Below are 25,443 nucleotides of genomic sequence, written 5' to 3'. Positions count from 1 at the left end.
GAAACTCTGCCTGGAACGGTCTAGCGCGACAGTTTGCGGTTCGCCACTCGGCGCGCGCCATTGGAAAACTCTGGTGTGACGCCTGCTTCGCGCGCCATGAATGCCTGAAATCGTTCAGCTTCGGCGTCGCGATCGTGAAAATCAAGCAACGACTGACGCACTACGGCGCGAATGTCATAAACCATCGTCGCCACCAGCACCGCCAGCAGAAGCACACAGATCATCAGCCAGCCGACGAGTTGACCCGGTCGGAACCATTCGCGGAACTCAATGCCGAAACCGACCAGCGCCGTCACCACCACCAACAAACCGCCACTCAACAGCCGACGGCCCACACGGGCGCGCAGGGCGTCGGACACGCCGCCAGTAAGACGCGCAGCAGCGTAGCGCCGCAGCTCAAGCCAGACCAGCGGCGTGAGAACAATTCCAACCAAAATGAGTGGTACGAACCCCATGCCTGCCGCCCTCCCCCTGCCGGATGTGGTGCGCTTTGACGCTATACAAAGCCTCAATAGGTGGCAAGGCGGTTGGCTTGAGCCGTCCACCGTCGCATAATCGCGGCTGCACTTTATCCCCTGTGGAGACGCTATGACCGGTTGGCATACTGTTCAGAAAAGTTTTTTGGCGGTTAGCCTGACGGTCGGCGCAGCTTGCCAAGCCACGTCGCCGTCACCCACACCTTCCTCCGCTTCGTCGCCGAGCGCTTCACCGTCAACCTCGTCGCCGAGCGCGCCCGCGCCGTCACCGACGCGCACAAGCAAACCGGCCCCAACCTTCGTGGTTGAAACCCTCAACGCCGGCAAGTTCAACCTTAGTGAACACCGTGGCAAGGTGGTCGTCGTCAACTTCTGGGCGACATGGTGCCCACCCTGTGTTGCGGAAATGCCTGGCTTTGACGCCGCCTACCGCCGCCTCAAAGGCGATGGGTTGGAAATTGTCGGTTTGTCGCTCGATCAAGAAGGCCCCGGCGTCGTGAAGGACTTTCTCGCCAAGCGCCGCATCAGCTATCCGATTGCCATGGGCACGCCAGAGACGGCAATGCGCTTCGGCATCGGCAACAGCATTCCCTACACGGTCTTCATTGACCGGCGGGGCAACATTCGGGAGGCCGTCACCGGCGGCATCAGCGCGTCAGTTTTCGAACAAAAGGTCAAAGCGCTGCTGGCGGAACCAGCGTAGTCACCCAGTGCGCGGGCGGAGTATCGCCAAACGGATTGCGGGCGGCGCGTTTGGCCGCCAACCGCCCGCATGCGCCATGGGGATCGGCCAAAAAGTCCTGCAGCGTTTGCGCTTCGCCGGCCTGTGCCGCCGCCAAATCCGGCGGATCGTTGACGCCGATGTAGTGCAGCCGCTCCGGCGGCCAGCCCAATACGGCGGCATGCAGCCGAAACCGCTGTTCTTTGAACCGCCATCCGACGACATACACCCGAACAGGCCGTACGCCAAGCGTGTCGTGAAAGCAATGGAGGCTAAAGCGCAAGTTCTCGTAGGAGTCACGTGCAAACGCTTCGATGAGCGTCCGCGCCGCCGCCTCCGAGCAACCCCACCACGATTGGGCTTGCGCGACTCGCCGATAACTTTCGGCTTCGCTCAAGGCAGGATAGGCGGCGTGCGTCCGTCCACCGGAAAAGACCAACCAGCGGTGAGAAGCCTCCGCAACCAAGCGGACGCCGGCTACAATGTGCGCTACGTAGCAGCCACCTTCACCGCGCTGGTACGGTTGCAGCGCCCAAGCGTCATCCGCCGCCAAGTCCGGCGCGTCCGGCGTACGGCAAACGGCATGCCCCGGTACGAGCACCAGTTCCGGCGTTACCATCGCTTCCAGACAGGCCAATCGCGGCTCTACCTCAAAGTGGAGTGTGGCGGTCGGGACACCCCGATCCCATAGGCGAGTTCAAGTGGGATGATGGTCGGTTCCTGTTTACCACTGACCTGCCAGCCGACAACGCCCAGAGCCCAGCCGCAAATGACTTCACCCAACCCCAATGCGGGCTCAATCAGTCGCCGCCGGTCGTATGGGCCGTCGAGATTGGTTCCGTCCATGAGCTGGCCAGTGTGGTGTACGGCGAGGACTTTGCCGTTTCCAGCCGATGCGCCTTCGTTGCTCCGAATGTTCTCGATTGCGAGATTTGCCACGTTGTCGCCGTCCTTTGGTTTCGATACCCTGATGTACCGGAAAGTTTTTAGGTCTGACGGCAGCGGCGGTTTGAACTGGTAGCCTGCACGAAGCCTGCTCCTCACAAAGAAGCTTTGCGATGGCCGCACCATACACGAAACGCCCGACGATTGGGATCACGGTTCGGATTGACCCCGACAAAGACTCCTATCATCTGCGCACGACGTACCCGCGCGCCATTCACCAAGCGGGCGGCGTTCCGTTGCTGATTCCGCTCATTACAGAGGCGGGCTATTTGGAAACCATCGCCGATCTCCTCGACGGCATTCTCCTGAGCGGCAATCCCGCCGACGTTGATCCGGCGCGTTACGGTCAGGCGCCGCACATTGCCCTCGGCCCGGTTCACCCAGAGCGCGATGAAACCGACGCGCGCCTACTCCAACTGGCCGACGCCAAGCGGCTGCCGGTGTTCGCTGTCTGCTATGGCATGCAGATGCTCAACGTGCATCGTGGCGGGACGTTGTTTCAAGACCTCGCTTCGCAGGTTGAAAACGTCATGCAGCATCAACAGCGCGGGTCGTTTCGCCGCCTCGCACACGGGATTCAGATTGACCGAGACAGCCTGTTGGCCAAGCTGGCGGGCGGGGTGACGGCGCGCGTCAACAGCCATCATCACCAAGGCATAGACGAACTCGGCCGCGACCTGCGCCCGGTCGCTTGGGCGGCTGACGGCGTGATTGAAGCGGTCGTCGGGACGCGCCCGGATCACTTCGTGCTGGGCGTTCAGTGGCACCCGGAAATCAACGCCGATCACGACCCCTTCTCACAGGCTTTGTTCAAGCACTTTGTCGCCGAAGCCGCCCTGCATCGGCAACGTCCGCCGCTGGAGTGATGTCACGTATGGCTCTGGTTCGTCCTTTCCGCGCCCTGCGCCCAAGCGCCGACACCGTTGCGGCGGTCGCCGCCGTTCCCTACGACGTGGTCAGTACGGCTGAAGCGCGCGCGCTGGCCGCCGGCAACCCCTACAGCCTGCTGCATGTCACCCGTCCCGACATTGACTTGCCGGATGACACGCCGCCGGACGCCGAACTTCAGTACCACACGGCGCGGGTCAACTTTGAGCGGCTCAAACGGGAGACGCCGCTGACCACCGACGCGGAAGCGAGTTTCTTTGTCTATCGGTTGGTGATGGACGAACGCGCTCAAACTGGCGTCGTCGGCCTATGTGCGGTGGACGACTACGATCGGGACGTGATTCGCAAACACGAAAAGACGCGCCCGGATAAGGAAGATGACCGGACGCGGCACGTTCTGGCGTTGCGCGCCCATGTCGAGCCGGTGTTTCTGGCGTACCGCGACACGCCGACGCTGGACGCGCTCATGGCGGAGGCCTGCGCTGCGCCGGCGCTGTATGACTTCACCGCGCCGGACGGCGTTCGGCACACCGTCTGGCGCATGCCGGATGCGGCGGCGGTGAGCGCCGCCTTCGCCGACGTACCAACGCTGTACGTGGCCGACGGCCACCATCGTTCGGCGAGCGCGAGTCGCGCGCGAGCGACTTTACGCGCGCAGGACACCCATCCCACCCCGGACGCGCCGTACAACTTCTTTCTTGCGGTGCTTTTCCCGGCTGGACAGCTCCGGATTCTGCCCTATAACCGTGTGGTCGGCGACTTAAACGGCTGGACGCCTGCGGCCTTGCTGGACGCGCTGCGGGAGCGTTTTGCCTCCATCCCAACGACGCCAACGCCGACGGCCGAGGGAGACTTTTCGGTGTACTGCGCCGGTGGCTGGCATAGCTTTCGGTTTCATCCGGCGGCGGGCGGCGACGTACTGGCGCAACTGGATGTCAGCCGCCTGCAAACTCAGGTACTGGAACCGTTGTTCGGAATTACCGATCCCCGGACGGACAAGCGACTGGATTTTGTCGGCGGGATTCGCAGCACGACCGAACTGGAACAACGGGTCAACGACGGCCGGGCAGCCGTGGCGTTTTCCCTGCACCCGACCTCACTGGACGCGCTGTTTGCGGTCGCCGACCAGGGCGCGGTCATGCCGCCGAAGTCCACGTGGTTTGAACCAAAGCCCCGTTCAGGGCTTCTGATGTACGCTTTTGACGATGCAGGCTAAGTAGCCTGAACGGCGCACCAGACTGGTCGTTGTGCGCTTGCGATAAAGCGCGTCAGCTGGGACTGCGCTCCCGGAAAACTCAGGCCCACCAGAGATTAGGTTTGACACTGCTTTCCGGTTGGTGATAGAAGGCGGGCATTTCCAAGTTGAGACTTTCGAGCGCCTGTCTGTCTTCTGCCCTGATCTGTTCTCACAGTTTCTGTGCTCGGGAGCTCGACGCCATTCAGGTTTGAAGTCTGGAGATGCCATGGCTTTACGTACCAGTCTTTGGCGCGCATCGGCTTTTTGTGTGCTGACGGCCTGCGGAACAGTCGTGACAGCGGCACAGTCTCCAACATCGTCTGCTGCCTTGACGGCTGCGACGCCGGCGCGGTCGCTCATTGCGGCCGCTGAACGCCACTACAAACGTGGGGAAGAAGCTTTTCGCAATGGGCAGTTTGAGGAAGCCGGTCGGTGTTTCGCCGAAGCCCGCGCCATTTTTGACCAAGCGCCGGCTGAAGTGCGCGCCGAGCAAGAGGTTCAGGCGTATGTCTTTGAGCTTCAGGGCCGGATTGAGTTGCTGCGAACGGGTCTGCGTCAGGCGGCGCTGTCGGCGTCAGACGTCGGCTCCTACCGCGACGAACTGGCGGCGCTTGATGTCAGCCAGATTAGCGCCCGCCCAACCGCCGAACTCAACATGTCGAACTTTGACTTCAAGTTCACTGTGACGGCGCAGGTCTACCAGTTTATAAACTTCTACACAACCGGTCGTGGGCGCATCACGATGGAGCGCGGACTGATTCGGTCGGGACGCTATCGTGACATGGCCGAGCGTATCTTCGCAGAAGAAGGCGTCCCCAAAGACCTGATCTGGTTGGCGCAGGTTGAGTCCGTCTGGCAGCCACGAGCGCTATCCTACGCCAAGGCGCGCGGCATCTGGCAATTTATCCCCAGCACCGGCCTGCGCTTTGGACTGCGGCAAGACGCCTACATGGATGAGCGCGTAGCGCCGGAGGCTTCCACCCGTGCGGCGGCGCGGTATTTGAAGTTTTTGTATAACTATTTCGCCGGCGATTGGCTGCTGGCAATGGCGGCGTACAACTGTGGCGAGCGGAACGTCGAGCGGGCAATTGAACGGTGCGGCTACGCCGACTTCTGGGAACTACATCAGCGTGGCCTGTTGCCCCGCGAAACCCAGAACTACGTCCCGGCGATTCTGGCGGTGATTGCTATCGCCAAAAATCAGAAGCAATACGGGTTTAATGTCACGCCTGACCCGCCGATGCGGTACGACACCTTCCAGCTTGATACGTCGACTTCGCTGGCGGTGGCGGCCGACTTGTTGCATATCCCACTCAACGAACTTTTAGCGCTCAATCCCGAACTGCACCGGCCGCTAGCGCCAGCTGGTTTCAGCCTCAAGATTCCGGTCGGTGCGCGTGAACGCTTCGCCGCCGCCTACGCCGCTTTGTCGCCGCAGGACCGCTTAGGCGTCCCTCAGTCGTCTGCGCCCACCGTAGCGGAAACTCGGCCGGTGGCGCAGCCGCGTTACACGACCCGCAACGCCCGTACAACGGGGCGGCGGTATCGTACGCGCTACTGAGCACAAGCTGGTTTTTTTGGTCTTCGCGCCGTGTGCGCTAGCCTTGCCGATAAAGCCTCGTGCCGCACACGGCGTTTTCAGGCCCTGCGATGGACGCTCAACCCTCACCATCGGCGCGGATTTTCCTTGCGCTGGATACGCCTGACCGGTCGGCCGCCGAGCGACTGATGCAGTTGCTGTCGCCCTATGTGGGCGGCTTCAAGATTGGCAAAACGCTGTTTACAGCGGCGGGACCGCCGGTGGTTGCAGCGGCGCTGGCGACTGGTGCGCGCGTCTTTCTTGACCTGAAATTCCATGACATCCCGCACACGGTCGCTGGCGCAGTTGCGGCGGCGGCGGCACTGGGCGTCCATCTTTGTACGGTGCATACCTTGGGTGGAAGCGCCATGCTCCGAGCGGCGCAGAAGTCCTTGGCGACCTGGCCGACGGCGATGCAGCCGGTCCTACTTGGTGTCACGCTGCTGACCAGCGCTGACCAAACCACGCTGAACGAGATTGGCCTGCAGGGAACACCGGAGGAGGCGGTACGACGTCTGACCAAGTTAGCCGTCACCTGTGGGTTGGGCGGCGTCGTATGCTCGCCGCAGGAAATTGCCGCTGTTCGGCGGTTGGCGCCGGCTGATTTCCTTGTTGTTACGCCGGGCATCCGGTTTGGAGACGCCGTGCCGGATGATCAGCGACGGACACTAACGCCGCGTGAGGCGCTGGCGGCCGGGGCTGATTACCTTGTCGTTGGACGACCAATTACCGCTGCGCCAGACCCAGTCGCCGCCGTGCAGCGGCTGGTTTCAGAGTTGTCCACTAGTTGAAGACGCGGATGCTTTTCTGTTCACCCGGCAGGACGTAAGTTGGAAGTAAGTCGTCCATCTGCGTTCCTGAGGTGCTTTGCATGTTGTCACCCCTAACGACATTCAGTTGGGTGGCGCTCCTTCAAGAGTCGCCAAGCTTCAACCAATTGCCCTTGCCAATGCGGATTACCTTCACGGTCGTCGCCATCGGCACAGCGTACGCCGTCTGGGTGTTTGTTTTTCGAGACCTGGTGCGTCAGGCAACTCGCGTGGAAGCGCGCGATCAGACACGACTGGCGCGTTTAGCCGAAGCGCGCCAACTGGGGGCTGCTATCGGCGAGCCATGGGTTCTCGACCGCTTGAATGTCGCAGACCCCAATGAATCCGAGCGCGCTTACACAGCCGTTCAATTGTATGAACATGGGTTTGTGATGGCCAGCCTGTATCATCAAGGTTGGCAATCGGAGGTTGCAGCGACGTACGCCGAAGTCGAAGCGGTTCGAAGCTATACGGAACGTCAGTTAACGGGTTTTCGGGCGGCCATTCTTGGCCCACTGGCTTACTTGGTTCAAAAAAAGCGCTACTACCTTGGCATGCTGATCAGAAACCCGGATGGTTTGATTCAAACGATATTGCTTCAGGGAAACCGAAGCACAACGGAAAAACTGGCGGCGGCGATTGATTCGGCGCGAAACCTAGCAAATCTGACAGCTATTGCACCGGAAACCATGCTGTCGGCTACTGACTAACACCGATTCGGGTAAAAAGTATTTCCCTTTTTTGGACGGTTTCGTCTATAAGTAACGGTGAGACATTCAAGGGACTCTCGCCACTTGAAGTTATTACGAAACTGCTTGGGAAAAGGGGAACATGAGCAATATGCCGAACACAAAGCAAGCTTCGTCTCAGGGTGAAACGAAAAAGCGTCGTGGGAGAGTGTCGCAGCATCTCACCATTCCGGTTAGTCGTCAGACCATGGCAGTGCTGGAAACCTACGTGATGCTGGGGCAGGCGACCTCGGCCAGCGCCGTTGCTGCACGGCTTCTGTCACGCGCCGCTGACGAATTGCGCGAAACTTTAGCTCGTCAGCTGAACAGTAATCTCGGTCGCGAGCCAAAGGAGGAGACATAACCAAATTGCGTCACCATGCCTCTCAGTGAAGCTGGTTACGTACCGAAGCTCCGGTGGGACGATGAGTGTTCATCCACCGGAGCTTGTTTTTTGACCGGCGTCAAAATATCCTCGCAACAGTGTACAGGATGGTCCCTGGCGTTTTGAGGTCGTCACGATAGCCAACGCTGCTCTATCTGTATCGCGCTTTGCGTCGCGCCATTCTGCTTGGTTCAGAAGCTGGCGGTTGGTAGGTGACGCGCAACCGATGAATAAACCGCCTGTTTCACGCTGGATTGAGGTTAGTTTGGTTGTTCTAGCGCTTGGTGTGTATGCCAACACATTCCAGCACGGCTTCACCTTCGATGACTTAGGCGTTATTCTCCACAACCCGGCGATTACCGATTGGCGACGGATTCCGAAGCTTTTTACGCAAGGTTACTGGAGCCACTTATTCAGCGGCGTCGGCAACTACCGCCCGCTGACAATGACGACCTTTGCGGTTGAGTACACGGTCTGGGGCGAACAGCCGGCCGGCTACCATGTCGTCAACGTCATCCTGCATGTCCTCAACACGTGGCTGCTATTTCATTTATTGCGCCTGTACCATACGTCACCGTGGGTGGCGGGTGTTGCAGCGATGATCTTTGCCGTTCATCCGGTTCATACTGAAGCCGTCGCTGGAATTGTTGGACGGGCGGAACTCCTTGGCTTCTTCTTCGGCGGTCTGATGTGGTGGAGTTGGCGTCGCGCCGCCGTCACCCGAACAGCCGTCGGGTGGTGGCGCGTCGCGGCGGCGGCGGCCTATCTGGGGGCGTTGCTTTCCAAGGAAAACTTTATTGTCCTGCCGGCGGCGCTGTGGCTGGCGGAAGTCCTCCGACGGCGGCGGCGTCTAACGACGCCGGCGGCATGGTTTCACCTGACTGTACCGTTTGGGGTGTTTGTTCTCCCACTTGTCGTCTACTTCCAACTTCGTGCACTGGCTGGAGAAGGTTTCGCACAAACGTCGGGCGTCGGCGACATACCGCTGGATGGCTACACGTTGGGGCAACGCATCGTCGCCATGGCAGGCGTCAGCGTCGAATGGTATCGCTTGGTGGTCATTGGGTATCCACTCAAGCCTTGGTACGACGGTCTGAATGTCAATATCGAGCCAGTTTGGACTTGGCGTGCAACGCTGGGCGCAGTCGCGGTGACGGTGTTGGCGGCGCTTGGGCTGGCAACGTGGCGACGCGCACCGCTGGTCGCCTTCGCGGTTGGGCTGTGGTTCATCACGCTGGCGCTGGTGAGCAACATCCCGATCCCACTGGGGACGCTGGTCGCTGAGCGATGGCTGTATGCGCCCTCGGCTGGCTATGCTATCGCCGTCGGATATGGTGCGTGGCGTCTGTGGCGTCGTCCTAGCGGTGTGTATCGCATTATGGTCGTGGTTTGGCTTGGCGTGATGGTCGGCGGCTACGCCTACGGCGCAACGCGCCGCAACTTGGACTGGCGAAACAACTTCACACTCTTCCGGCGTTTCATTGAAACCGATCCTGGTCATCCGCTTGGGTACATCAACACGGCGAACTTCTTCATTGACACAAATCGGCCGCTGGCACGGAAGTTATATGAAACCGCTCTGCAGCTTGACCCGCGCTCCATCGTGCCGCAGTTGCAACTGGCTCAGTTTGACATTGAAGAACAGCAGTGGGCGGCGGCCGGAGCGCGGTTGGAGCGGCTTCTTGCGCGCAAGCCCCCTAACTGTCCTGTGCCTTCCCGCGACTGGGGCGTCGCCCATGCGTTATACGCGCGTGCGCTGGCTGCAAGCGGTGCAGCGACCTTGGCTGAGCAGGAAGTCGAGTTGGCGCTCCGCTACGGCGCGGATGACGCCAACGTTTTACTCACCGTGGGTGCGACTTTTTTGCAACTTAAGCGCCATGACGAGGCCGTTCGGTTGTTTGAGCGGTTGGTTGAGCGATTCCCAAACAACGTCGCCTACCAGCAACGGCTTGAGGAGGCGCTTCGCCTTCAGGCAGGCTCCTGAACCTTATCGAGGAGCGCCGCCACAATGCGTTTAGCCGCCCGGCCGTCCCAGAGCGCTGGACGCCGCGGTTCAGTGGGATAAGGTGACGCAAGGCAAGTTTCGGCGGCGGCGATGACGGTATCGGGGTTGGTTCCAACCACGCGATTTGTCCCTTCCCAAACGGTGATAGGGCGCTCCGTCGTCGTGCGCAAGGTAAGACAAGGGACACCCAACGCCGTTGTTTCTTCCTGCAAACCGCCAGAGTCAGTCAAAACCAGCCGCGCATGCCGCCACAGTTGCAGAAAATCTAAGTAACCAAGGGGCGGCAGCCGGCGCAGCGCGGCAACTTCCGGCAAGGCAAGCGCTTCCAGTCGGGCTTGCGTTCGCGGATGAACTGGAAAGACAACCGGCAGCCGTTCGGCCAACCGCGCAAGAGCGTCCATTAACCGGCGTAGCGTCTCTGGGTCATCTACGTTGGAAGGACGGTGCAGGGTGACGACGGCGTATGCGCCCGGCGACAGTCCAAGCTCACGGAGGATCGGGGACGCCGCCGCACGGGGCAACGCTGCCAGCAGGCTGTCCACCATAACGTTGCCGACACGCCGAATCCGCTCCGGCGCGACGCCCTCCCGCAGAAGGTTGTCGTCCGCGTCGGCGCTAGGCGTCAACAGTAGATCGGCCACGGCGTCCACGAGACGCCGATTGATTTCTTCCGGCATGGTGCGGTCAAAACTGCGCAGACCAGCCTCGACGTGCGCGACGCGCAACCCGCATTTGACCGCCGTCAGCGTCGCCGCCAACGTCGTATTGACATCTCCCACCACCACCACCCAGTCCGGTCTTTCCTTGCGGAAGACTGGCTCTAGCGCCAGCATTGCTCGTGCAGTTTGTTCCGTATGCGTCCCCGATCCAACGCCCAGCGCATAATCCGGGGGCGGCAGGCGTAAGTCGTCAAAGAAGGCGTCCGTCAGGGCAGCGTCGTAGTGTTGTCCGGTATGGATAATGCAGTGCCTTACGTCCGGATGCCGCGCCAGTTCACAGGCGATGGGCGCCAGTTTGACGAAGTTGGGGCGCGCGCCGACGACACTACAGATGTTCATGTACGCCTTCCTAATCGCTCTCCTGCGGGGCGCAAGTTTCCGAATCCCCGGAAAACTGTTTGCCCGGCCACATTCTACGGCCGCCCTCCGGCTCACGATGATGGCTCGACAAGGCAACTTTGAACAAGTTGTTCACGTAACCTTAGGTTGAAGGACTGCAAATCGTTTCTAAGGATGCCGAGTTGAGGAGGGTTTTGGTGATGAACGAACCGATGTACGCTATGCAGCGCGCCAACGGCGAATGGTTGACGACCGAAATCGAAGGCGTTCGCTGCTTGCCGGTCTTTCGGGATGCGGCGGCGGCGCGGCGTGTCCACCGTCGGGTGGGTGCGTTGATGGTGTATCGTCCGCAACCGCTGGATACGGCGGTCATTGAGCGCCTGAAGCGTCAGACGCCGGAGCTGAAGTTCTGGCTGGTTGACGAGTTCGCACCGAAGGCGGATCTGACGCCAGGGCGGTGGCTGTCGCCGGAGGAGGTCATCACAATGGGACGCGAAGGCGACTACGCTATGACGGCCTGACGCCGTGCTGTAGCTGCAATGATCCAATCGGTCGCAAAGGGAAAAGACTTGGCGCACGACATTGACCCGGCGACGCAACTGCACCTGACGTATGTGTACGGCCCGGTACCGTCGCGGCGGCTGGGGTTGAGTTTAGGCGTCAACCCACTACCGGTTGAAACCAAGGTTTGTAATTTCGACTGTCCGTATTGTGAATGCGGTTGGACGGTTTCCGACCGTCCAACCGGGCGTATGCCGAGCGTCGAGACGCTGGTCACTGAGCTTGAGACCAAGTTGGCGGCGTGTCGGGCGCAGGGCGTTCGCCTCGCCGCCGTCACCTTTGCTGGCAACGGCGAACCGACGCTGCATCCTCACTTTCGTCAAATTATTGAAGCCGCCTGCGCTCTGCGTGACGCCTATGCGCCACAGGCCAAAATCGCCGTGTTGACCAACGCGACCCGTCTGCGGCACCCCGACGTCCGCGCCGGGTTGATGCGCGCCGACATTCGGCAGTTCAAGCTCGACGCTGGCACGGAGATGCTGTTTCAGCGGGTTGACCGTCCCTTTGGGAAATTGACCTTGGCGCGGATTGTAGACGACATCTGCGCCTTCGACGCACCCAAAATGCTGCAGAGTATGTTTTTTCGCGGCCAGTCGGGCGGTATGGCGATTGACAACACTACGCCGGAAGAAATTGAGGCATGGCTTCGGCACGTGGCGCGGATTCGTCCGACGGAAGTGCATTTGTACAGCCTTGACCGTACGACCGCCGAACCGACGCTGGAAAAGGTTTCCCACGCGGAACTTGAAGCCATTGCGGAACAGGTGCGGGCGCTGGGCATACCAGCCACAGCATTTTAGCCGCTTTTTCGCCGAGAGGCGAGGTTCCCCAACGTGAGGCAAGAGCAGAGCCTTACGCCGAAGTTTACGGCTTGCGGCGGAGAGGTGGCTGCCTTCGTAGGGCCGCACGAAAGTTGATCAAAAAACAGCTATGACGCTAGGGCCGCCCGGACATAAAAGGCTGTCAAGTCGGCGGCTGAAACGGTTGTTCCGGCTGCGAGTCGCGCTGCCAGCAGCGGTATGGCGACCGGCGCCGTCCACAGCGGCGGCGCATGACGCAACCAATCGCTGGCTATTACGCTAAGCCGTTCATCGTCCAACAAGGTTAGACCGTCGCCTGTGATGACGCCGGGCCGAGCGGTAGGCGCTTGCGCCGCCAGCAACGTTAGAACCTGTTCAACATTCCCGGTCAACGCCTCAGTAAACGCCTGTGGGAACTTCCCCGGCGCGACGACGAACCCCTGACCGTGGACATCCCGCCGGTGAGAGACTTGCACAACGAGTACAGCGGTTGGCTCGTGAACCGTTACGGCGCTGGCGGCGACTTCGAGCGTCGTTGCCGTAACAATCGGTAGGTTACCTGGTTGCGCTAAGCCTTTGACGGCTGCCAGCCCGACACGAATTCCCGTGAAGCTGCCAGGACCAACCAACGCGCCAACGGCTGACAGTTCTTTGGGCTGGACGCCCACCCGTTCTAGCAGGTAGGCGATGTCGGCGACGACTAGATGGGCGCTGGGCTGTTGACTGCGAACACCCCACTGAGCGCATAGGTCACAGCCGCGTACGAGCGCTAAACTCGCGCGCGGCGAAGCTGTATCCACGACCAGCCACCAATCCACAGGCGCAAACGCCGACGACGAGCCTTGCGATTCCACAAATCTTCAAGCACTGGCCGCTTTGGCCGTTTGGGAAGGCCGCCAACGCAGCACCGGATGGCGCGCCGCCGCCGTTTCATCCAATCGGCGCAACCGCGCACAGTGAGGTGCGGTTTTAACGACTTCTGGCGTTTCTTCGCATTCCCGCGCAATGGCGCGCATCGCTGCGATGAACAAGTCTAGCTCGGCGCGACTTTCACTTTCCGTCGGCTCGACCATAATTGCGCCCGGCGCAACGAGTGGGAATGACATCGTCGGTGGATGGAAGCCGTAATCAATCAGGCGCTTAGCAATGTCCCCGTTGCGAACGCCAAAAGCTTGCTGCCGCCGATCGTTGAAGACCACTTCGTGCAGGACAGGGCCCTCAAACGGCACTTCGTAATCCGCCTGAAGATGGTGCTTGATGTAGTTGGCGTTGAGGACAGCCGTTTCCGTCGCCGCGCGCAACCCTTCCGCGCCCAGCGCGCGAATGTAGGCCAGCGCGCGTACCATCATCCCAAAGTTGCCGTAGTAGGCTTTGACGCGCCCAATCGAATGGGGGCGGTCATAGTCAAACACCACCGTTTGCTCGTCCACGCGCCGCAACGTCGGGTAGGGCAGATACGGTTCCAGTTCTTTGGTGACCGCCACGGGGCCGCAGCCTGGGCCACCGCCGCCATGAGGCGTTGAGAAAGTCTTGTGCAGGTTCAAATGCATGACATCCACGCCCATATCGCCCGGACGGGCCACACCGACGAGGGCGTTCATGTTCGCGCCGTCCATGTAAACAAACCCGCCGCGCGCGTGAATGAGGTCACAAGCCTTTGCAATATCCTCTTCAAACAGCCCTAATGTGTTCGGGTTGGTGATCATCAGCCCAGCGACTTCATCCGTCATCGCCTTGTCAAGGGCGGCAAGGTCGAGCAGACCGTTTTTCTTGGAAATGAGCGTGATGACCTTGTAGCCGCACATGACGGCGCTGGCCGGGTTTGTCCCATGGGCGGCGTCAGGAATGAGGACATACCGGCGGGCGTCGCCACGCGCCGTCAGCGCCGCCCGAATCATCATCATGCCGGTCAGCTCGCCGTGCGCGCCGGCGGTCGGCTGCAGTGACACAGCAGCAAGACCAGTGATTTCACAGAGGGCCTCTTCCAGTTGCTTCATCAGCAGCAGGTTGCCGCGCACCGTCGCCTCTGGAGCCAGTGGATGCGTTTGCGCAAACCCCGGCAGCCGCGCCGCCCACTCGTTGATCTTGGGGTTGTACTTCATCGTACACGAGCCAAGCGGAAACATCCCGGTGTCCGTGCCATAGTTCCATGTTGAAAGTCGCGTGTAATGGCGGACGACTTCCGGCTCTGTCAGTTCTGGCATGTCGCGCAGATCATCCTGCCGAAGAAGGCGCAGCGGAATGAGGTCAGTGACAGGCGTATCGGGGACATCGTTCGGCGGCAAATGGTAGGCTCGGCTGCCCGGACGTGAGTTTTCAAACACAAGGTTTTCGTTCTGGCTGATGTGGACGCTGGCTTTTTTGATACGCGGAGCGGTTGGGAGAGCCATTGGGGAGTTTTCGATCAAACCTTCCTCATTCCAGGTGGTTGTTTGCGCTTCGGGGCAGCGCAATGTCGGGTATCGTATCCGAAGACTTCCCGGCTTTTCCACTAAAGTCGCAGGAGCGGCAGGTTAGAAGCCATTGACCAATACCGCAGCTAGTGCGCGGCGCGCGTGAAGCCGAAGTTAGCCGTCCGGCACAGCGACCGAATGAACTGCGCCGCCATCTCCGAAGCCACCACGTGGTCAATCGTCAAGCTGCGCGCTGGGTCAGCCAAGAACTTCACATACTCAACGCGGGCGCTTCGCGTCCGGCCTACACCCGAACCGGCGTATCGGTGGTGCAGCACGTTGACAGCGGCTTAGCTGCACCTACAACCCAACGAAGATGAACAAACAGACAAGCTGCCGAAAAAAGCAAACGGTTAATGAGGCATCCGTGATGCGGGAGGAATCCGCGAAACTGATATGGGCGGATGGGACGGTCAAACGCCGTTGCACCGGCCGGGCTAAGCCGTGCCCTTGATGAATGCAGCCAACCTTACCAGACACGAGCCGCAGCAAAAAACCCTACGCTTCACCAAAAAAAATCACGATAAACGTGAATATCCGTCCAACCGGCTACGTCGTGGAAGCGGTTGCGAACCCTGCGGCAACGTTCTAGTTGACGAGCAGCAGCGTGGCAGTGTACTCTTATATTGAAAGTCGTTTTCAATTTCTTAGAACAAAAAGGATCACTGCGCCATGCCTTCCCTTGCCGCCCTAGGAGTGCGTGTTTACCTCACCGATTGGGGCGATGTCCGCATCGAAACGCGGCACCAACGACAAACTCTGCCCCCGAATGAGTTTGTGCGTCGCTTGTACGCCGCCCTCCCGCGCCACAAGTCGTCACACTCGGATGCGCCCGCCCGAACGGTGCGCGGCGATGTTCACCCAGCCGGCCGGTCGGTTCTCACTGCGTGAATCTATGGAAATGCCGTTCGGCCGGATCGCGCATCCGACGGACGGAGACGCATGGAAAGGATTTCGTATGAACAACTTGGATCGAATCACAAGCGCTGCTTTGGCGTGTTCACACCAGCGGGCGTTTGTTGGGGGTGTCGTCCAACACCCGCAAACCGGCAAGTTTCAGCTTTGGTTTCTCCCGACGGGTTGCGACATTGAGCCGCTGCGGGCGTACGAGTCCCAGGCTCAAGCCGTAGCCGGTTATCAATCGTTACGGCGCGCTTTTTCAACCGGCAGTCCGGCGCGACTTGCCGAGGCGTTCGCCACGATGGCGCAGACCGGCGAAAGCCCAACGGCGTTCCCGCCTGAGCTACTCAACCAGCTCCGGGTTGGCGTTCAGCGGGCGCTGGCGGCGCGCGGCGTGACCGTGACATTCACGACGTAGCGCGTTCTGTACGCAGTTGCGTCGCCAACAGGGCGACAATGCCCACGGCCCCAATCAGAAGCAGCGTCACGGCTGAACCAAACGGCTGGTTGCGTTGAAAGAACTGGTTCCAGATGACGTTGCCGAGCAGAATGCTCTTGGCGCCGCCGAGCAGATCGGCGACGACAAAGTTACCCAGACTTGGGATGAAAACGAGCGCGCATCCGGCGACGAGACCGGGCCGCGTCAATGGGAAGATGACCTTCCAGAAAGCAATCCACGGCGTTGCGCCCAGATCGGCGGCGGCGTCAAGCAGCCGTCGGTCAAGCCGGTCGAGGCTGGTGACCAGCGGGATGATCATAAACGGCAGTTCACCCGCGACCAGCCCGATGAATACAGCCAAGTTGTTGTAGAGCAACGGCAGCGGTTCGCGGATCACCCCTAACTCAAGCAGCGCCGTGTTGATGACGCCTTCAGTGCGCAGTAGGTGCGTCCAAGCAAAGGTGCGCACGACCAAGTTTGTCCAAAGCGGCACAACTGTCAGGATGAGCAACAACGTCTTCCACTGTGGGCGCGCCTGAAAGGTCATAAACAATGCCACGGGGTAGCTCAAGAGGACACAGACCAGCGTAACTACGGCAGCCATCCAGAGCGAACGCCAGTAAATGGCGAGGTAAATCGGTTCGAGCGCCTGCCGAAAGTTGGCTAACGTCCACGTCCAAGTGACAGCCCCGTAGGTCGTCCGACTTGCAAAGGCTAAGCGCCCTACGATCACAAGCGGGAGCAAGCTGAGAACGAACAACCAGATGGTCGCCGGAGCCAGTAGCCCAGCCCGCCAGACAAAGCGTTGCACCGTTGGGTACGACAACCTCCCCTAAAACCTTGATGAGCTGGTAAGCGAAGACATTAGGGCTTTTGCGCCGAAAGGGAAAGTCTCATTCTGGACATGCTTTCACGTCCCGGCCAACAACACCTTTGACGACATTGCCCGCCGTGTAGGATAGTTCCGCACGGCGGGCGCTTTTTGTCGAAGCCTATCCGACGTTCAGGCGACTGATACGGGCGTGCCTCTTGCAACCAAGTTATCGCTGGCTCGGCGGCTTCTCTGGAGCGCTCTGTACGGCGTCGTTTTCCGAGACGGCACGCAAAAGCCCCACGCAAGCACCAAGAGGCGATGGACGCGCAAACCACGGCGTTTGTTCTGGCCGAGGTATCTGCACTGGAAGCGGCAGTGAATCCGACGATGAGGGTTGTTGGTTTATGACGCCCGCACAACGTATCGCCGTCATTGGCGCGGGAAGTTGGGGAACGGCGTTGGCGCTGGTCGCCGCCGCTGGTTCCGGGGGTGACCGTCCGCCGCGTCGGGTGATGCTGTGGGGGCATCGTCCAGCGCATCTGGCGGCGCTGGCGGCCGAGCGTGAAAACCGGCAGTACCTGCCCGGCTTCCGGTTTCCTGACAATCTGACGCCGACGGCTGATTTGGCGGAGGCGCTGGACGGCGCGCAGATCGTCCTGCTTGTTGTTCCATCGCATGTGATGCGTGCGACCCTGACGGCGATGCGCCCTTACATTGCGCCGACCATGGTGTTTGTCAGCGCGACGAAGGGCATCGAAACTGATACGCTGATGCGCATGTCGGAAGTCGCCTTTGATGTCTGGCATGACCTGTTTGAACCGCGCTACGTGGCGCTTTCCGGACCGAACTTCGCCTACGAAGTCGCCAGAGGCGACCCGACGGCGACGGTCGTCGCGGCCTTTGCGCCGCGCTGGGGCGAGTATGTGCAGAGCGCGCTGAGCATTCCTACGTTTCGGCTTTACTACAACCAAGACATCACCGGCGTCGAGATCGCCGGCGCGGCGAAAAATGTCATCGCCATCGCCGCCGGCGTCGTGGCCGGGTTGGGTTTCGGCCACAACACGGTCGTGACGCTGATTACGCGCGGTTTGGCGGAGATCACGCGCTTGGCGGTGACGCTTGGCGCGCGCCTTGAAACCATGTCAGGGCTTGCCGGCGTCGGCGATCTGTTCCTCACGGCGACGGGGACGCTCTCGCGCAACCGCTACGTCGGCGTCGAACTCGGCAAAGGCCGCCGATTGGACGACATTCTAGCCGGGATGACCAACGTCGCGGAAGGCGTCAAAACCACGAAGGCGATTCACGCGCTGGCGCAAAAGCACGGCGTGGACATGCCGATAACGCGCGGCATGTACCAAGTGCTCTACGAGGGACGCAGCGTGCAGGACGCCATGGCAGAAATCATGGGACGGCCGCTCCGCCGTGAATACTAAAAGCCGCCGCCCGACCGGAGCACCGATCACCCAAACAACGCCAACTGCTTCTGGCTGACCGTCCGGGACGCACTAAAGCCGGTTCGCGTCAGTTCACGCAGTGCCCCGGCGATAGGGCGATGGGAAGCAACGTAGATAAATTCCTTGTTGTGCAAGTGGCTCACTTCCCCGACCCGTTCGCCCTGCGGGTTGTAAATCCCAATCTGCGCGCCGACGTACCGCTTGAAATCTCGTTCAATCGTCACCACCTCGCCTGCGCCGTCCCACAGCGCCGCCAACATCGCTTCCATCTCGGCGCGCGACAGATAGCCCTCGTTGTTGAACGACACAATAATCACCGGTGCGCGAACAGCGCTCAACAGTTCCCGCATGACGGAGGCAAACCGGGGACGCGAGTTGAACGCCGACGACCGCTCGCGGACATCCTTCCGCTTGCACGCCACACCATAGACCTCTGGTTTATCCCACCGCACCAGCGTTTCCCAGATATGGTAGTTGCCGAGATATGAATGCTGATTGTACGGCGGGTCTAAGTACGCGACATCCGCTTCAAGTCGCCGGGCGGCGACGAGCGCGTCCAGACAGGTCGCCTGTCCCTTGCCGTAACGGGCGCGCGGCAAGACCTCCGGTACACGTAGTTCGAGATCGTTGTAAGCGCGCGGCGCCCAGTCCTTCAGATACGCCATTTGCAGTCCCGTCGTTGAGTCCACTCGGTCCGCCGCTTCCATCAGCGAAACCAGGAGGACCGCTTCCAGTTCCGGCGGCAGCCCCTTCGCGGCGATCGCCTCCCGAATGGCGTCAATGCGTTCGCCGTTCTTGGGCTGAAAGAAGCGCGACTTGACGCAAAACGTCTCCGTGAAGTAACCGGGCGATCCCTTCAGCCGATTCAGCTCCCCAATCAGCTTACGTGCGTCGGCGAGAACATCCTCGGCGTCGGCCTGCACGTAGCACCGCGCCAACGTTGCGGCATACGTCAGGTAGTCGTTGGCGAAAACGCGATACCCTTCGGCCTTGAGCGCGTGCCCGACGCGCGCCGTACCCGAAAACAGGTCAATGACGGAGCGAACGTTGCCGATCCGCCGGATGACTTCAAGGATGACCGGAATCAGGGTTCGCTTCGAGCCAATGTACTTGATCACAGCGGCATCCTTGGGGCCGTGCGCGGCGCGACTTCCGACCACTTTCCTCGGCGGCGACTACGCCACACGAACACGCTCATACACGGCACGGTACTTCCACGCCGCCCGCGCCCATGAAAAATCCGCCCGCATGCCGTTTTGCTGAAGCACGCGCCACACTTCCGGCTGCCGATACAGCAGCAAGCCTTCGTAGATTTTCTCCATCAGCCGATTCGCGTTGTAGGCGCGGAATTTCAACCCATTTCCCGTACCGGTCACACGGTCGAAGTCCTGAATCGTGTCGTCCAACCCGCCCGTCGCGCGCACAATCGGCACCGTGCCGTACTTGAGACTATAAATCTGATTCAACCCGCATGGCTCATACGCCGACGGCATCAGAAACATATCCCCTCCCGCTTCCATCTGGTGCGCCAGCGGTTCGTTGAAACCGAAGTAAACGGCGATGCGACGTGGCGCGGCGTCGCGCAGGTGCTGGAAAAACACCTCGTAACGCGGGTCGCCCGCGCCCAGCAACAGGAAATAAGCTCCAGTGTGCAGAATACGCCAGGCGACGGCCCGCACTAAATCTAACCCTTTCTGATCGCTTAGGCGCGACACAATCACAATCGCCGGGCGGTCGAGTTCGACCGGCATCCCGAATCGCTTAAGCAAGTCCGCCTTGCAGATGCGCTTACCGCTCATATCAGACGGCGTGTAGTGCGCCGCTAAGTACGGGTCGGTCGCCGGATTCCACTCGTCGTAGTCCACACCGTTGAGAATGCCGACCAAATCGTGCCGCCGCATCCGCAGCAGGCCGTCCATCCGAAAGCCATATTCGGGCGTCTGGATTTCCTGTGCATACCGCTCGCTGACGGTTGTCAGGGCGTCCGAAGCTAGAATCGCCCCCTTGAGCATGCTACCCGCGCCCCAGAACTCCAGACCATCAAGCCCATTGCGTAGGTCGGTGGGCAGCCCATAGTAAGCCAGATCGTTGAGGTCGAAATAGCCTTGAAAGGCAAGGTTGTGGATGGTGGTGACGGTCGCTGTCCGGGCGAAAAACGGGTCGCTGCGCAACACCGTTCGGAGATAGACCGGAATCAGCCCTGTCATCCAGTCGTTACCGTGAATGACATCTGGCGGTGCGCCGAACCACCGCGCCAACTCAATGACCGCCCGACTAAAGAAAGCAAAGCGCGTCGCGTCGTCCGGCTCGCCGTACAGCTTCCGCCCACGATGAAAATAAGCTGGCGCGTCAATAAAAAAGATTTCAACGCCCTGACGCACTTCGCGGAAGACATACGCCGTTTGTGTCTGAAATCCAAACGGCACGCGCAGTTCGCCGACATACTCGCCAGCCGTCATAAAACCGTAGCGCGGCGTCACTGTCCGCACTGTCAGACCGGTCGCCGCCAGCGCCCTAGGCAATGCGGCGCCAACGTCGGCCAACCCGCCCGTCTTCGAGTATGGGGCAAGTTCGGAAACCACAAAGAGGATGTTCATCGGAGTCGCGGTTGCCCGCCAAAGCGACGGCTAAGCGCTCATAGACGCCAGAAACTCGGCGTTGGTCTTGGTTCGCTCTAAGTGGCTCAACAGCAGTTCCATGGACTCGACGCTTGACAGCGGGCTTAGTACCCGTCGCAGGACAAAGATTCGGTTGAGGTCTTCCTTGGGGACGAGTAACTCTTCCTTGCGCGTTCCCGACTTGTTGATGTCTACGGCCGGGAAGATGCGCTTTTCAATGAGTTTGCGGTCGAGATGGATTTCCATGTTGCCCGTCCCTTTGAACTCTTCAAAGATGACATCGTCCATCCGTGAGCCGGTGTCAATCAGGGCCGTGGCAATGATGGTCAGGCTGCCGCCTTCTTCGAGGTTGCGCGCCGCGCCGAAGAACCGCTTGGGTTTTTGGAGGGCGTTGGCGTCCACGCCGCCAGACAAAATTTTACCGGACGGCGGGACGGTGGCGTTGTGGGCGCGCGCCAGACGGGTGAGCGAATCCAGCAAAATCACTACGTCGCGTCCATGCTCGACCAGCCGCTTCGCCTTCTCGATGACCATATCGGCGACTTGTACGTGGCGTGTCGGCGGTTCGTCAAAGGTTGAACTGACAACTTCTCCCTGAACGCTGCGCTGCATGTCAGTGACTTCCTCCGGGCGCTCATCAATCAACAGTACGATGAGCATGATCTCCGGGTGATTGCGCGTAATCGAGTTGGCGATGGATTGCAGCAGCATCGTCTTGCCGGTGCGCGGCGGCGCGACGATCAGTCCCCGTTGGCCTCGTCCAATCGGCGTAATCAGGTCGAGGACGCGGCCGGAAAGATTGTCTGGCGTGCTCTCCATCCGCAGGCGCTTGTTTGGGTAGAGCGGCGTCAAGTTGTCGAAGTGTACTCGTTCGCGGCGCAGGTCCGGCGGCTCGAAGTTGATGGCCTCGACCTTAATGAGCGCAAAATAGCGTTCGCCTTCTTTCGGCGGGCGAATCTGACCCGAAATGGTGTCGCCGGTGCGCAGGTCGAACTTCCGAATCTGTGACGGCGACACGTAAATGTCGTCGGGTCCAGGCAGATAGTTGTAGTCCGGCGCGCGCAAAAAGCCGAAGCCGTCGGGGAGACATTCGAGCACCCCCTCTGAGAAGATAAGGCCTGACCGTTCGGTTTGCGCCTGCAAAATCTTGAAAATCAGCTCCTGCTTCCGCAGGCTCCCGGCGTCGGGCACGTCAAGGCCTTCGGCGATGCGCACCAACTCCGACAGCGGCAAATCCCTTAGCGTTGTAATGTCGTAGAAGCCATTATTGGCAGGCGGAGTCTCTCCGCCCCCGCCGGTGGTCGGTTCGACAGACTCAAGCGTTTCTTCCATGGCAGGTTTCATAAACCGAAGTGAATTTTCGATACCCTAAGTGAGGCGCTTTGGATGCGTTCGAAGCGCATCTGAAACGGTCTTCGAGATTTGGCGCGCTGGGCGGCGTGTTTTGAGGCTGACTGGCCTCAGACTGGTTTGCGCTGCGTCTTCCAGTCAGCCGCCGCCGCTCGAATTGCCGCCCAGACCTGATCGCTACCAACACGAGTCAGCGATGAATAAGCCAAGACCTGATCGCCGTAAGCAGCGCGTAAGACATTCAACTGTGTCGTTAGTCGTGACCGTGCCAGCTTGTCGGCCTTGGTAGCGACAATACAAAAACGACGCTGCATAGCCGTCAGCCACTCGTACATCACTTGGTCTAGCGGCTGCGGTTCAAGCCGGGCATCCACAATCAGGATGCACAGGACCAAGGCCGATCGGTGATGCAGGTAGTGCTCAATCATCGGTCGCCACCGCTTACGCACGGCCTGCGGCACACGCGCATAGCCGTAACCGGGCAGATCTACGAAGCGCAGTTCATGGTTGATGTCAAAAAAGTTGATGCACTGGGTTCGTCCGGGCGTATTGCTTGTTCGGGCCAGCCCATGAACTCCTAACAAAGAGTTGATCAGGCTTGATTTGCCGACATTTGACCGCCCCAAAAAAGCCACTTCCGGTAGTATCGGCGGCGGATAGTGCGCCGCTGTCGTCGCGCTCTTCAAGAATGTCGCCGCAACGACTTTCATTCCACCGGCACAGATGACAGATGATCGGTCACCTCTCGATTCCAAATTGGCGTCAGATCATCCGTCAGAGTTTTGTCGGGCAGGGTTTTGTCATCCACCAGTCGCACGTTAGGCGACTCAACCAGCGCCAACGGCAGAACCTGCTCCATCCGTTCTACGAAGTGAATTTCCAGCGCTTCCTGCACCTCGGCCGGGATGTCAGCCATGTCCTTTTCGTTGTCCTTCGGTATAAGGACGACCCGAATCCCCAGCCGCAGCGCGGCCAAGAGCTTTTCCTTGAGGCCACCAACCGGCAGCACCTTGCCGCGCAGGGTGATTTCGCCGGTCATCGCTACATCCTGCCGAACGGGAATGCCCGTCAACGCTGACACCAGCGCTGTCGCCATCGTAATGCCAGCCGATGGGCCATCTTTCGGAATGGCGCCTTCGGGGACATGGATGTGTACGTCCTGCCGCCGGTGGAAATCCGGCGCAATCCCCAACTCGGCGGCGCGCGACCGCACATACGTCATCGCCGCCCGCGCCGACTCCTGCATCACATCGCCGAGTTTGCCGGTCAGGATGATTTGGCCGCGCCCTGGCAGCAGGGTGGTCTCCACAAAGAGCGTTTCGCCGCCAGTCTCCGTCCACGCCAGTCCGGTCGCCATGCCGACTTCGCTCCGCTCCTTGAGCCGCGTTGGCTGATAACGCGGCGGCCCAAGATATTCCGTCAGCGCCTCCGCCGTGATCGTCGCCTGATAGTCGGCGCGGTCGGCTTCCGGCGTTAGCAGGACCTTCCGGGCGACTTTGCGGCAAATCGCCGCAATGTCGCGCTCCATGTTCCGCATCCCTGCTTCGCGCGTGTAGTTCTGAATGATGGAAACCAGCGCGTCATCCGTAAACACTACCTGCGTTTCCGATAGTCCATGCTTGCCGCGCTGCTTAGGAATCAGGTGTCGGCGCGCAATTTCGAGTTTTTCCCGCTCGGTGTAGCCCGACAGACGAATGATTTCCAATCGGTCGCGTAGGGCCGGTGGAATCGTATGCAGCACGTTGGCCGTCGCAATAAACATCACCTGCGACAAATCGTATTCCACGTCGAGGTAATGATCACGGAAAGCGTTGTTTTGTTCCGGGTCAAGCACTTCTAGCAGCGCGGCCGCCGGATCGCCGCGATAATCCGAGGCCAGCTTGTCCACTTCGTCCAGCAGCATCAGGGGATTGATCGTACCGGCCTTTCTCATCATCTGGATAATCTGGCCCGGCATCGAACCGATGTATGTACGTCGGTGGCCACGAATTTCGGCGTCGTCCCGTACGCCGCCCAAGCTGAGGCGGACGAACTTGCGCCCAGTTGCCTGGGCAATGGACTTGCCTAGACTGGTTTTACCGACGCCTGGCGGGCCGACGAAGCACAGAATCGAACTCGGCGGTTGCTTGACAAGCTGCCGGACGGCCAAGAACTCCAGAATGCGGTCTTTGATTTTTTCCAGCCCGTAGTGATCGGCGTCGAGAATGCGCTGCGCCGCTTGGAGGTCGCAGTTTTCCTCAGAACGTTCGTGCCATGGGACGCTAAGGAGCCATTCAAGGTAGTTGCGCGATACGGCGGCTTCGGCCGACATCAGCGGCATCTGTTCAAGCCGACGCAGTTCGCTCATCGCCTTCTCGTGGGCGTCTGGTGGAAGCCGCGCCGCTTCGACACGCCGCTTGAGTTCTTCAAACTCCGAGCGTTCGTCCTTGCGTCCCAGCTCTTTGTGGATGGCCTTGAGTTTTTCGCTCAGGTAATACTCCCGGTGCGACCGCTCCATTTGTTTCTTGACGCGCCCCTGAATGACGCGATCCATCTGGAGCTTCTCCAACTCGATGTCGAAAATGTCTACCAGCAACAGCAGGCGGTCGGCCAGCGGGACAGTCTCTAGGACCTTCTGCTTCTCTTCGACGGAGATTTTCAAATGGCTGGCCACGTTGTCCGCTAGGCGGGCTGGCTCTTCGATCCGCAGGTCGGCGTGCAGGTTTTCAGGGTTGTCCGGGCTTTGGCGCACGTACTGGTCAATCAGACTAGTGAGCTTGCCAACCAGCGCCGTGATGCGAGGGCTTTGCTCTCGGTCAGTCGGCAGGCGCTGGACAAGCGCCATCCAACAGCCTTGGTCCTCTTCAAAGCGCAGCGCGCGGCCGCGCTCTAGGCCCTCAAGCTGCACCCTAATATTGCCGTCCGCCAGCTGAAGATGATGTGTAATTCGCGCCAGCGTGCCGACGCGGTGGACCTGCTCCGGCGTTGGCTCTTCCAGCGTTGGGTCGTGCTGGGTGACGAGAAAAATCAACCGGTCGCGCTGCAGGGCGGTGTTGAGGGCAATGACCGAGGGCTTGCGTCCGATCTTGAAGCGAATCGCCGTGTGAGGAAACACCACCACGTCGCGTACGGGAACCGTGGGGAAGCGCGCCACGTTGTCGGGCAAGCTGTCGTGGAACTCGTCCATGAAAAGAACTCTTTTTATGCAGTTTCAAAGCCAGAGCGCGTCGCCAGCGCAGCGCCC

At 60.3% G+C, this 25,443-nt stretch carries 26 protein-coding genes; 13 read left to right on the top strand and 13 right to left on the bottom strand.

Annotated features, from left to right (window positions below):
* Positions 1-20 precede the first annotated feature (20 nt).
* Positions 21-455 carry a hypothetical protein gene (locus NZ585_13360; protein ID MCS7081023.1) on the bottom strand — a complete coding sequence of 145 codons (435 nt, stop codon included), beginning with the start codon at positions 453-455 and terminating at the stop codon, positions 21-23.
* A gap of 133 nt (positions 456-588) precedes the next feature.
* Here NZ585_13360 and NZ585_13355 point away from each other — a divergent pair, with 133 nt between their 5' ends.
* Positions 589-1,179: a TlpA family protein disulfide reductase gene (locus tag NZ585_13355; GenBank protein ID MCS7081022.1), complete on the top strand. Its 591-nt coding sequence runs from the start codon at positions 589-591 to the stop codon at positions 1,177-1,179.
* Here the strand turns inward: NZ585_13355 and NZ585_13350 are convergent.
* A complete protein-coding gene (locus NZ585_13350) occupies positions 1,151-1,834 on the bottom strand; it encodes a YdcF family protein (protein ID MCS7081021.1) in 684 nt (227 codons plus the stop codon). The genes NZ585_13355 and NZ585_13350 overlap by 29 nt on opposite strands.
* An 8-nt stretch (positions 1,835-1,842) precedes the next feature.
* Positions 1,843-2,136, bottom strand: coding sequence for an FKBP-type peptidyl-prolyl cis-trans isomerase (locus tag NZ585_13345; protein ID MCS7081020.1), 294 nt, complete (start codon positions 2,134-2,136; stop codon positions 1,843-1,845).
* Between the two features lie 119 nt (positions 2,137-2,255).
* Between NZ585_13345 and NZ585_13340 the strand changes: the two genes are divergently transcribed.
* From NZ585_13340 to NZ585_13310, 7 genes are all read left to right on the top strand, one after another.
* Positions 2,256-3,008 carry a gamma-glutamyl-gamma-aminobutyrate hydrolase family protein gene (locus NZ585_13340; GenBank protein MCS7081019.1) on the top strand — a complete coding sequence of 251 codons (753 nt, stop codon included), beginning with the start codon at positions 2,256-2,258 and terminating at the stop codon, positions 3,006-3,008.
* A gap of 8 nt (positions 3,009-3,016) precedes the next feature.
* Positions 3,017-4,246 carry a DUF1015 family protein gene (locus tag NZ585_13335; protein ID MCS7081018.1) on the top strand — a complete coding sequence of 410 codons (1,230 nt, stop codon included), beginning with the start codon at positions 3,017-3,019 and terminating at the stop codon, positions 4,244-4,246.
* A 247-nt stretch (positions 4,247-4,493) separates the two neighbouring features.
* Positions 4,494-5,828 (top strand): transglycosylase SLT domain-containing protein, encoded by a 1,335-nt coding sequence (locus NZ585_13330; GenBank protein MCS7081017.1) that lies wholly within the window; start codon positions 4,494-4,496, stop codon positions 5,826-5,828.
* Between the two features lie 89 nt (positions 5,829-5,917).
* Positions 5,918-6,637, top strand: a complete 720-nt coding sequence (gene pyrF, locus NZ585_13325; protein ID MCS7081016.1) for an orotidine-5'-phosphate decarboxylase — start codon at positions 5,918-5,920, stop codon at positions 6,635-6,637.
* A gap of 80 nt (positions 6,638-6,717) precedes the next feature.
* Positions 6,718-7,365 (top strand): hypothetical protein, encoded by a 648-nt coding sequence (locus NZ585_13320; GenBank protein MCS7081015.1) that lies wholly within the window; start codon positions 6,718-6,720, stop codon positions 7,363-7,365.
* 121 nt (positions 7,366-7,486) lie between these two features.
* On the top strand, positions 7,487-7,747 hold the full coding sequence (locus NZ585_13315; protein ID MCS7081014.1) for a hypothetical protein: 261 nt from the start codon (positions 7,487-7,489) through the stop codon (positions 7,745-7,747).
* Positions 7,748-7,994: 247 nt separating this feature from the next.
* Positions 7,995-9,752, top strand: a complete 1,758-nt coding sequence (locus NZ585_13310; GenBank protein ID MCS7081013.1) for a hypothetical protein — start codon at positions 7,995-7,997, stop codon at positions 9,750-9,752.
* On the opposite strand, the gene wecB is transcribed toward NZ585_13310, so the two are convergent.
* Entirely contained in the window at positions 9,737-10,831 is a 1,095-nt protein-coding gene (wecB, locus tag NZ585_13305; protein ID MCS7081012.1) for a UDP-N-acetylglucosamine 2-epimerase (non-hydrolyzing), read from the bottom strand. The genes NZ585_13310 and wecB overlap by 16 nt on opposite strands.
* A 200-nt stretch (positions 10,832-11,031) precedes the next feature.
* Between wecB and NZ585_13300 the strand changes: the two genes are divergently transcribed.
* Both NZ585_13300 and NZ585_13295 read left to right on the top strand, forming a co-directional pair.
* Positions 11,032-11,352, top strand: a complete 321-nt coding sequence (locus NZ585_13300; GenBank protein ID MCS7081011.1) for a hypothetical protein — start codon at positions 11,032-11,034, stop codon at positions 11,350-11,352.
* An 18-nt stretch (positions 11,353-11,370) separates the two neighbouring features.
* Positions 11,371-12,192, top strand: coding sequence for a radical SAM protein (locus NZ585_13295; protein ID MCS7081010.1), 822 nt, complete (start codon positions 11,371-11,373; stop codon positions 12,190-12,192).
* A gap of 128 nt (positions 12,193-12,320) precedes the next feature.
* Here NZ585_13295 and tsaB read toward each other — a convergent pair whose 3' ends face one another.
* The 3 genes from tsaB to NZ585_13280 all read right to left on the bottom strand — a co-directional run bounded on the left by tsaB (position 12,321) and on the right by NZ585_13280 (position 14,923).
* Positions 12,321-13,046, bottom strand: a complete 726-nt coding sequence (gene tsaB / locus NZ585_13290; protein MCS7081009.1) for a tRNA (adenosine(37)-N6)-threonylcarbamoyltransferase complex dimerization subunit type 1 TsaB — start codon at positions 13,044-13,046, stop codon at positions 12,321-12,323.
* A gap of 6 nt (positions 13,047-13,052) precedes the next feature.
* Positions 13,053-14,582, bottom strand: a complete 1,530-nt coding sequence (gcvPB, locus tag NZ585_13285; GenBank protein MCS7081008.1) for an aminomethyl-transferring glycine dehydrogenase subunit GcvPB — start codon at positions 14,580-14,582, stop codon at positions 13,053-13,055.
* A 149-nt stretch (positions 14,583-14,731) separates the two neighbouring features.
* The gene (locus NZ585_13280; GenBank protein ID MCS7081007.1) at positions 14,732-14,923 is read right to left on the bottom strand and encodes a hypothetical protein; all 192 of its coding nucleotides are present in this window, start codon (positions 14,921-14,923) and stop codon (positions 14,732-14,734) included.
* Positions 14,924-15,317: 394 nt separating this feature from the next.
* Between NZ585_13280 and NZ585_13275 the strand changes: the two genes are divergently transcribed.
* Both NZ585_13275 and NZ585_13270 read left to right on the top strand, forming a co-directional pair.
* Entirely contained in the window at positions 15,318-15,536 is a 219-nt protein-coding gene (locus NZ585_13275) for a hypothetical protein (protein MCS7081006.1), read from the top strand.
* 67 nt (positions 15,537-15,603) lie between these two features.
* Positions 15,604-15,963 (top strand): hypothetical protein, encoded by a 360-nt coding sequence (locus NZ585_13270; GenBank protein ID MCS7081005.1) that lies wholly within the window; start codon positions 15,604-15,606, stop codon positions 15,961-15,963.
* Here the strand turns inward: NZ585_13270 and NZ585_13265 are convergent.
* Positions 15,953-16,795 carry an ABC transporter permease gene (locus NZ585_13265; GenBank protein MCS7081004.1) on the bottom strand — a complete coding sequence of 281 codons (843 nt, stop codon included), beginning with the start codon at positions 16,793-16,795 and terminating at the stop codon, positions 15,953-15,955. The genes NZ585_13270 and NZ585_13265 overlap by 11 nt on opposite strands.
* Before the next feature lie 407 nt (positions 16,796-17,202).
* Here NZ585_13265 and NZ585_13260 point away from each other — a divergent pair, with 407 nt between their 5' ends.
* Positions 17,203-18,231 carry an NAD(P)-dependent glycerol-3-phosphate dehydrogenase gene (locus tag NZ585_13260; GenBank protein MCS7081003.1) on the top strand — a complete coding sequence of 343 codons (1,029 nt, stop codon included), beginning with the start codon at positions 17,203-17,205 and terminating at the stop codon, positions 18,229-18,231.
* 26 nt (positions 18,232-18,257) lie between these two features.
* Here NZ585_13260 and NZ585_13255 read toward each other — a convergent pair whose 3' ends face one another.
* The 5 genes from NZ585_13255 to lon form a co-directional block, all read right to left on the bottom strand.
* Positions 18,258-19,370 carry a DNA adenine methylase gene (locus tag NZ585_13255; GenBank protein MCS7081002.1) on the bottom strand — a complete coding sequence of 371 codons (1,113 nt, stop codon included), beginning with the start codon at positions 19,368-19,370 and terminating at the stop codon, positions 18,258-18,260.
* 57 nt (positions 19,371-19,427) lie between these two features.
* The gene (gene glgA, locus NZ585_13250; protein ID MCS7081001.1) at positions 19,428-20,849 is read right to left on the bottom strand and encodes a glycogen synthase GlgA; all 1,422 of its coding nucleotides are present in this window, start codon (positions 20,847-20,849) and stop codon (positions 19,428-19,430) included.
* A gap of 30 nt (positions 20,850-20,879) precedes the next feature.
* Positions 20,880-22,214: a transcription termination factor Rho gene (gene rho, locus NZ585_13245; protein MCS7081000.1), complete on the bottom strand. Its 1,335-nt coding sequence runs from the start codon at positions 22,212-22,214 to the stop codon at positions 20,880-20,882.
* Positions 22,215-22,330: 116 nt separating this feature from the next.
* Positions 22,331-22,930, bottom strand: coding sequence for a ribosome biogenesis GTP-binding protein YihA/YsxC (gene yihA, locus NZ585_13240; GenBank protein ID MCS7080999.1), 600 nt, complete (start codon positions 22,928-22,930; stop codon positions 22,331-22,333).
* The gene (gene lon, locus NZ585_13235; protein ID MCS7080998.1) at positions 22,927-25,386 is read right to left on the bottom strand and encodes an endopeptidase La; all 2,460 of its coding nucleotides are present in this window, start codon (positions 25,384-25,386) and stop codon (positions 22,927-22,929) included. Before lon ends, yihA begins: the two co-directional genes overlap by 4 nt.
* Positions 25,387-25,443 lie beyond the last annotated feature (57 nt).

Source organism: Chloracidobacterium sp., assembly GCA_025057975.1.
Classification (GTDB): Bacteria; Acidobacteriota; Blastocatellia; order Chloracidobacteriales; family Chloracidobacteriaceae; genus Chloracidobacterium.
The sequence above is the reverse complement of the archived record's forward strand: the minus strand, read 5'-3'. Positions and strand labels throughout refer to the sequence as shown.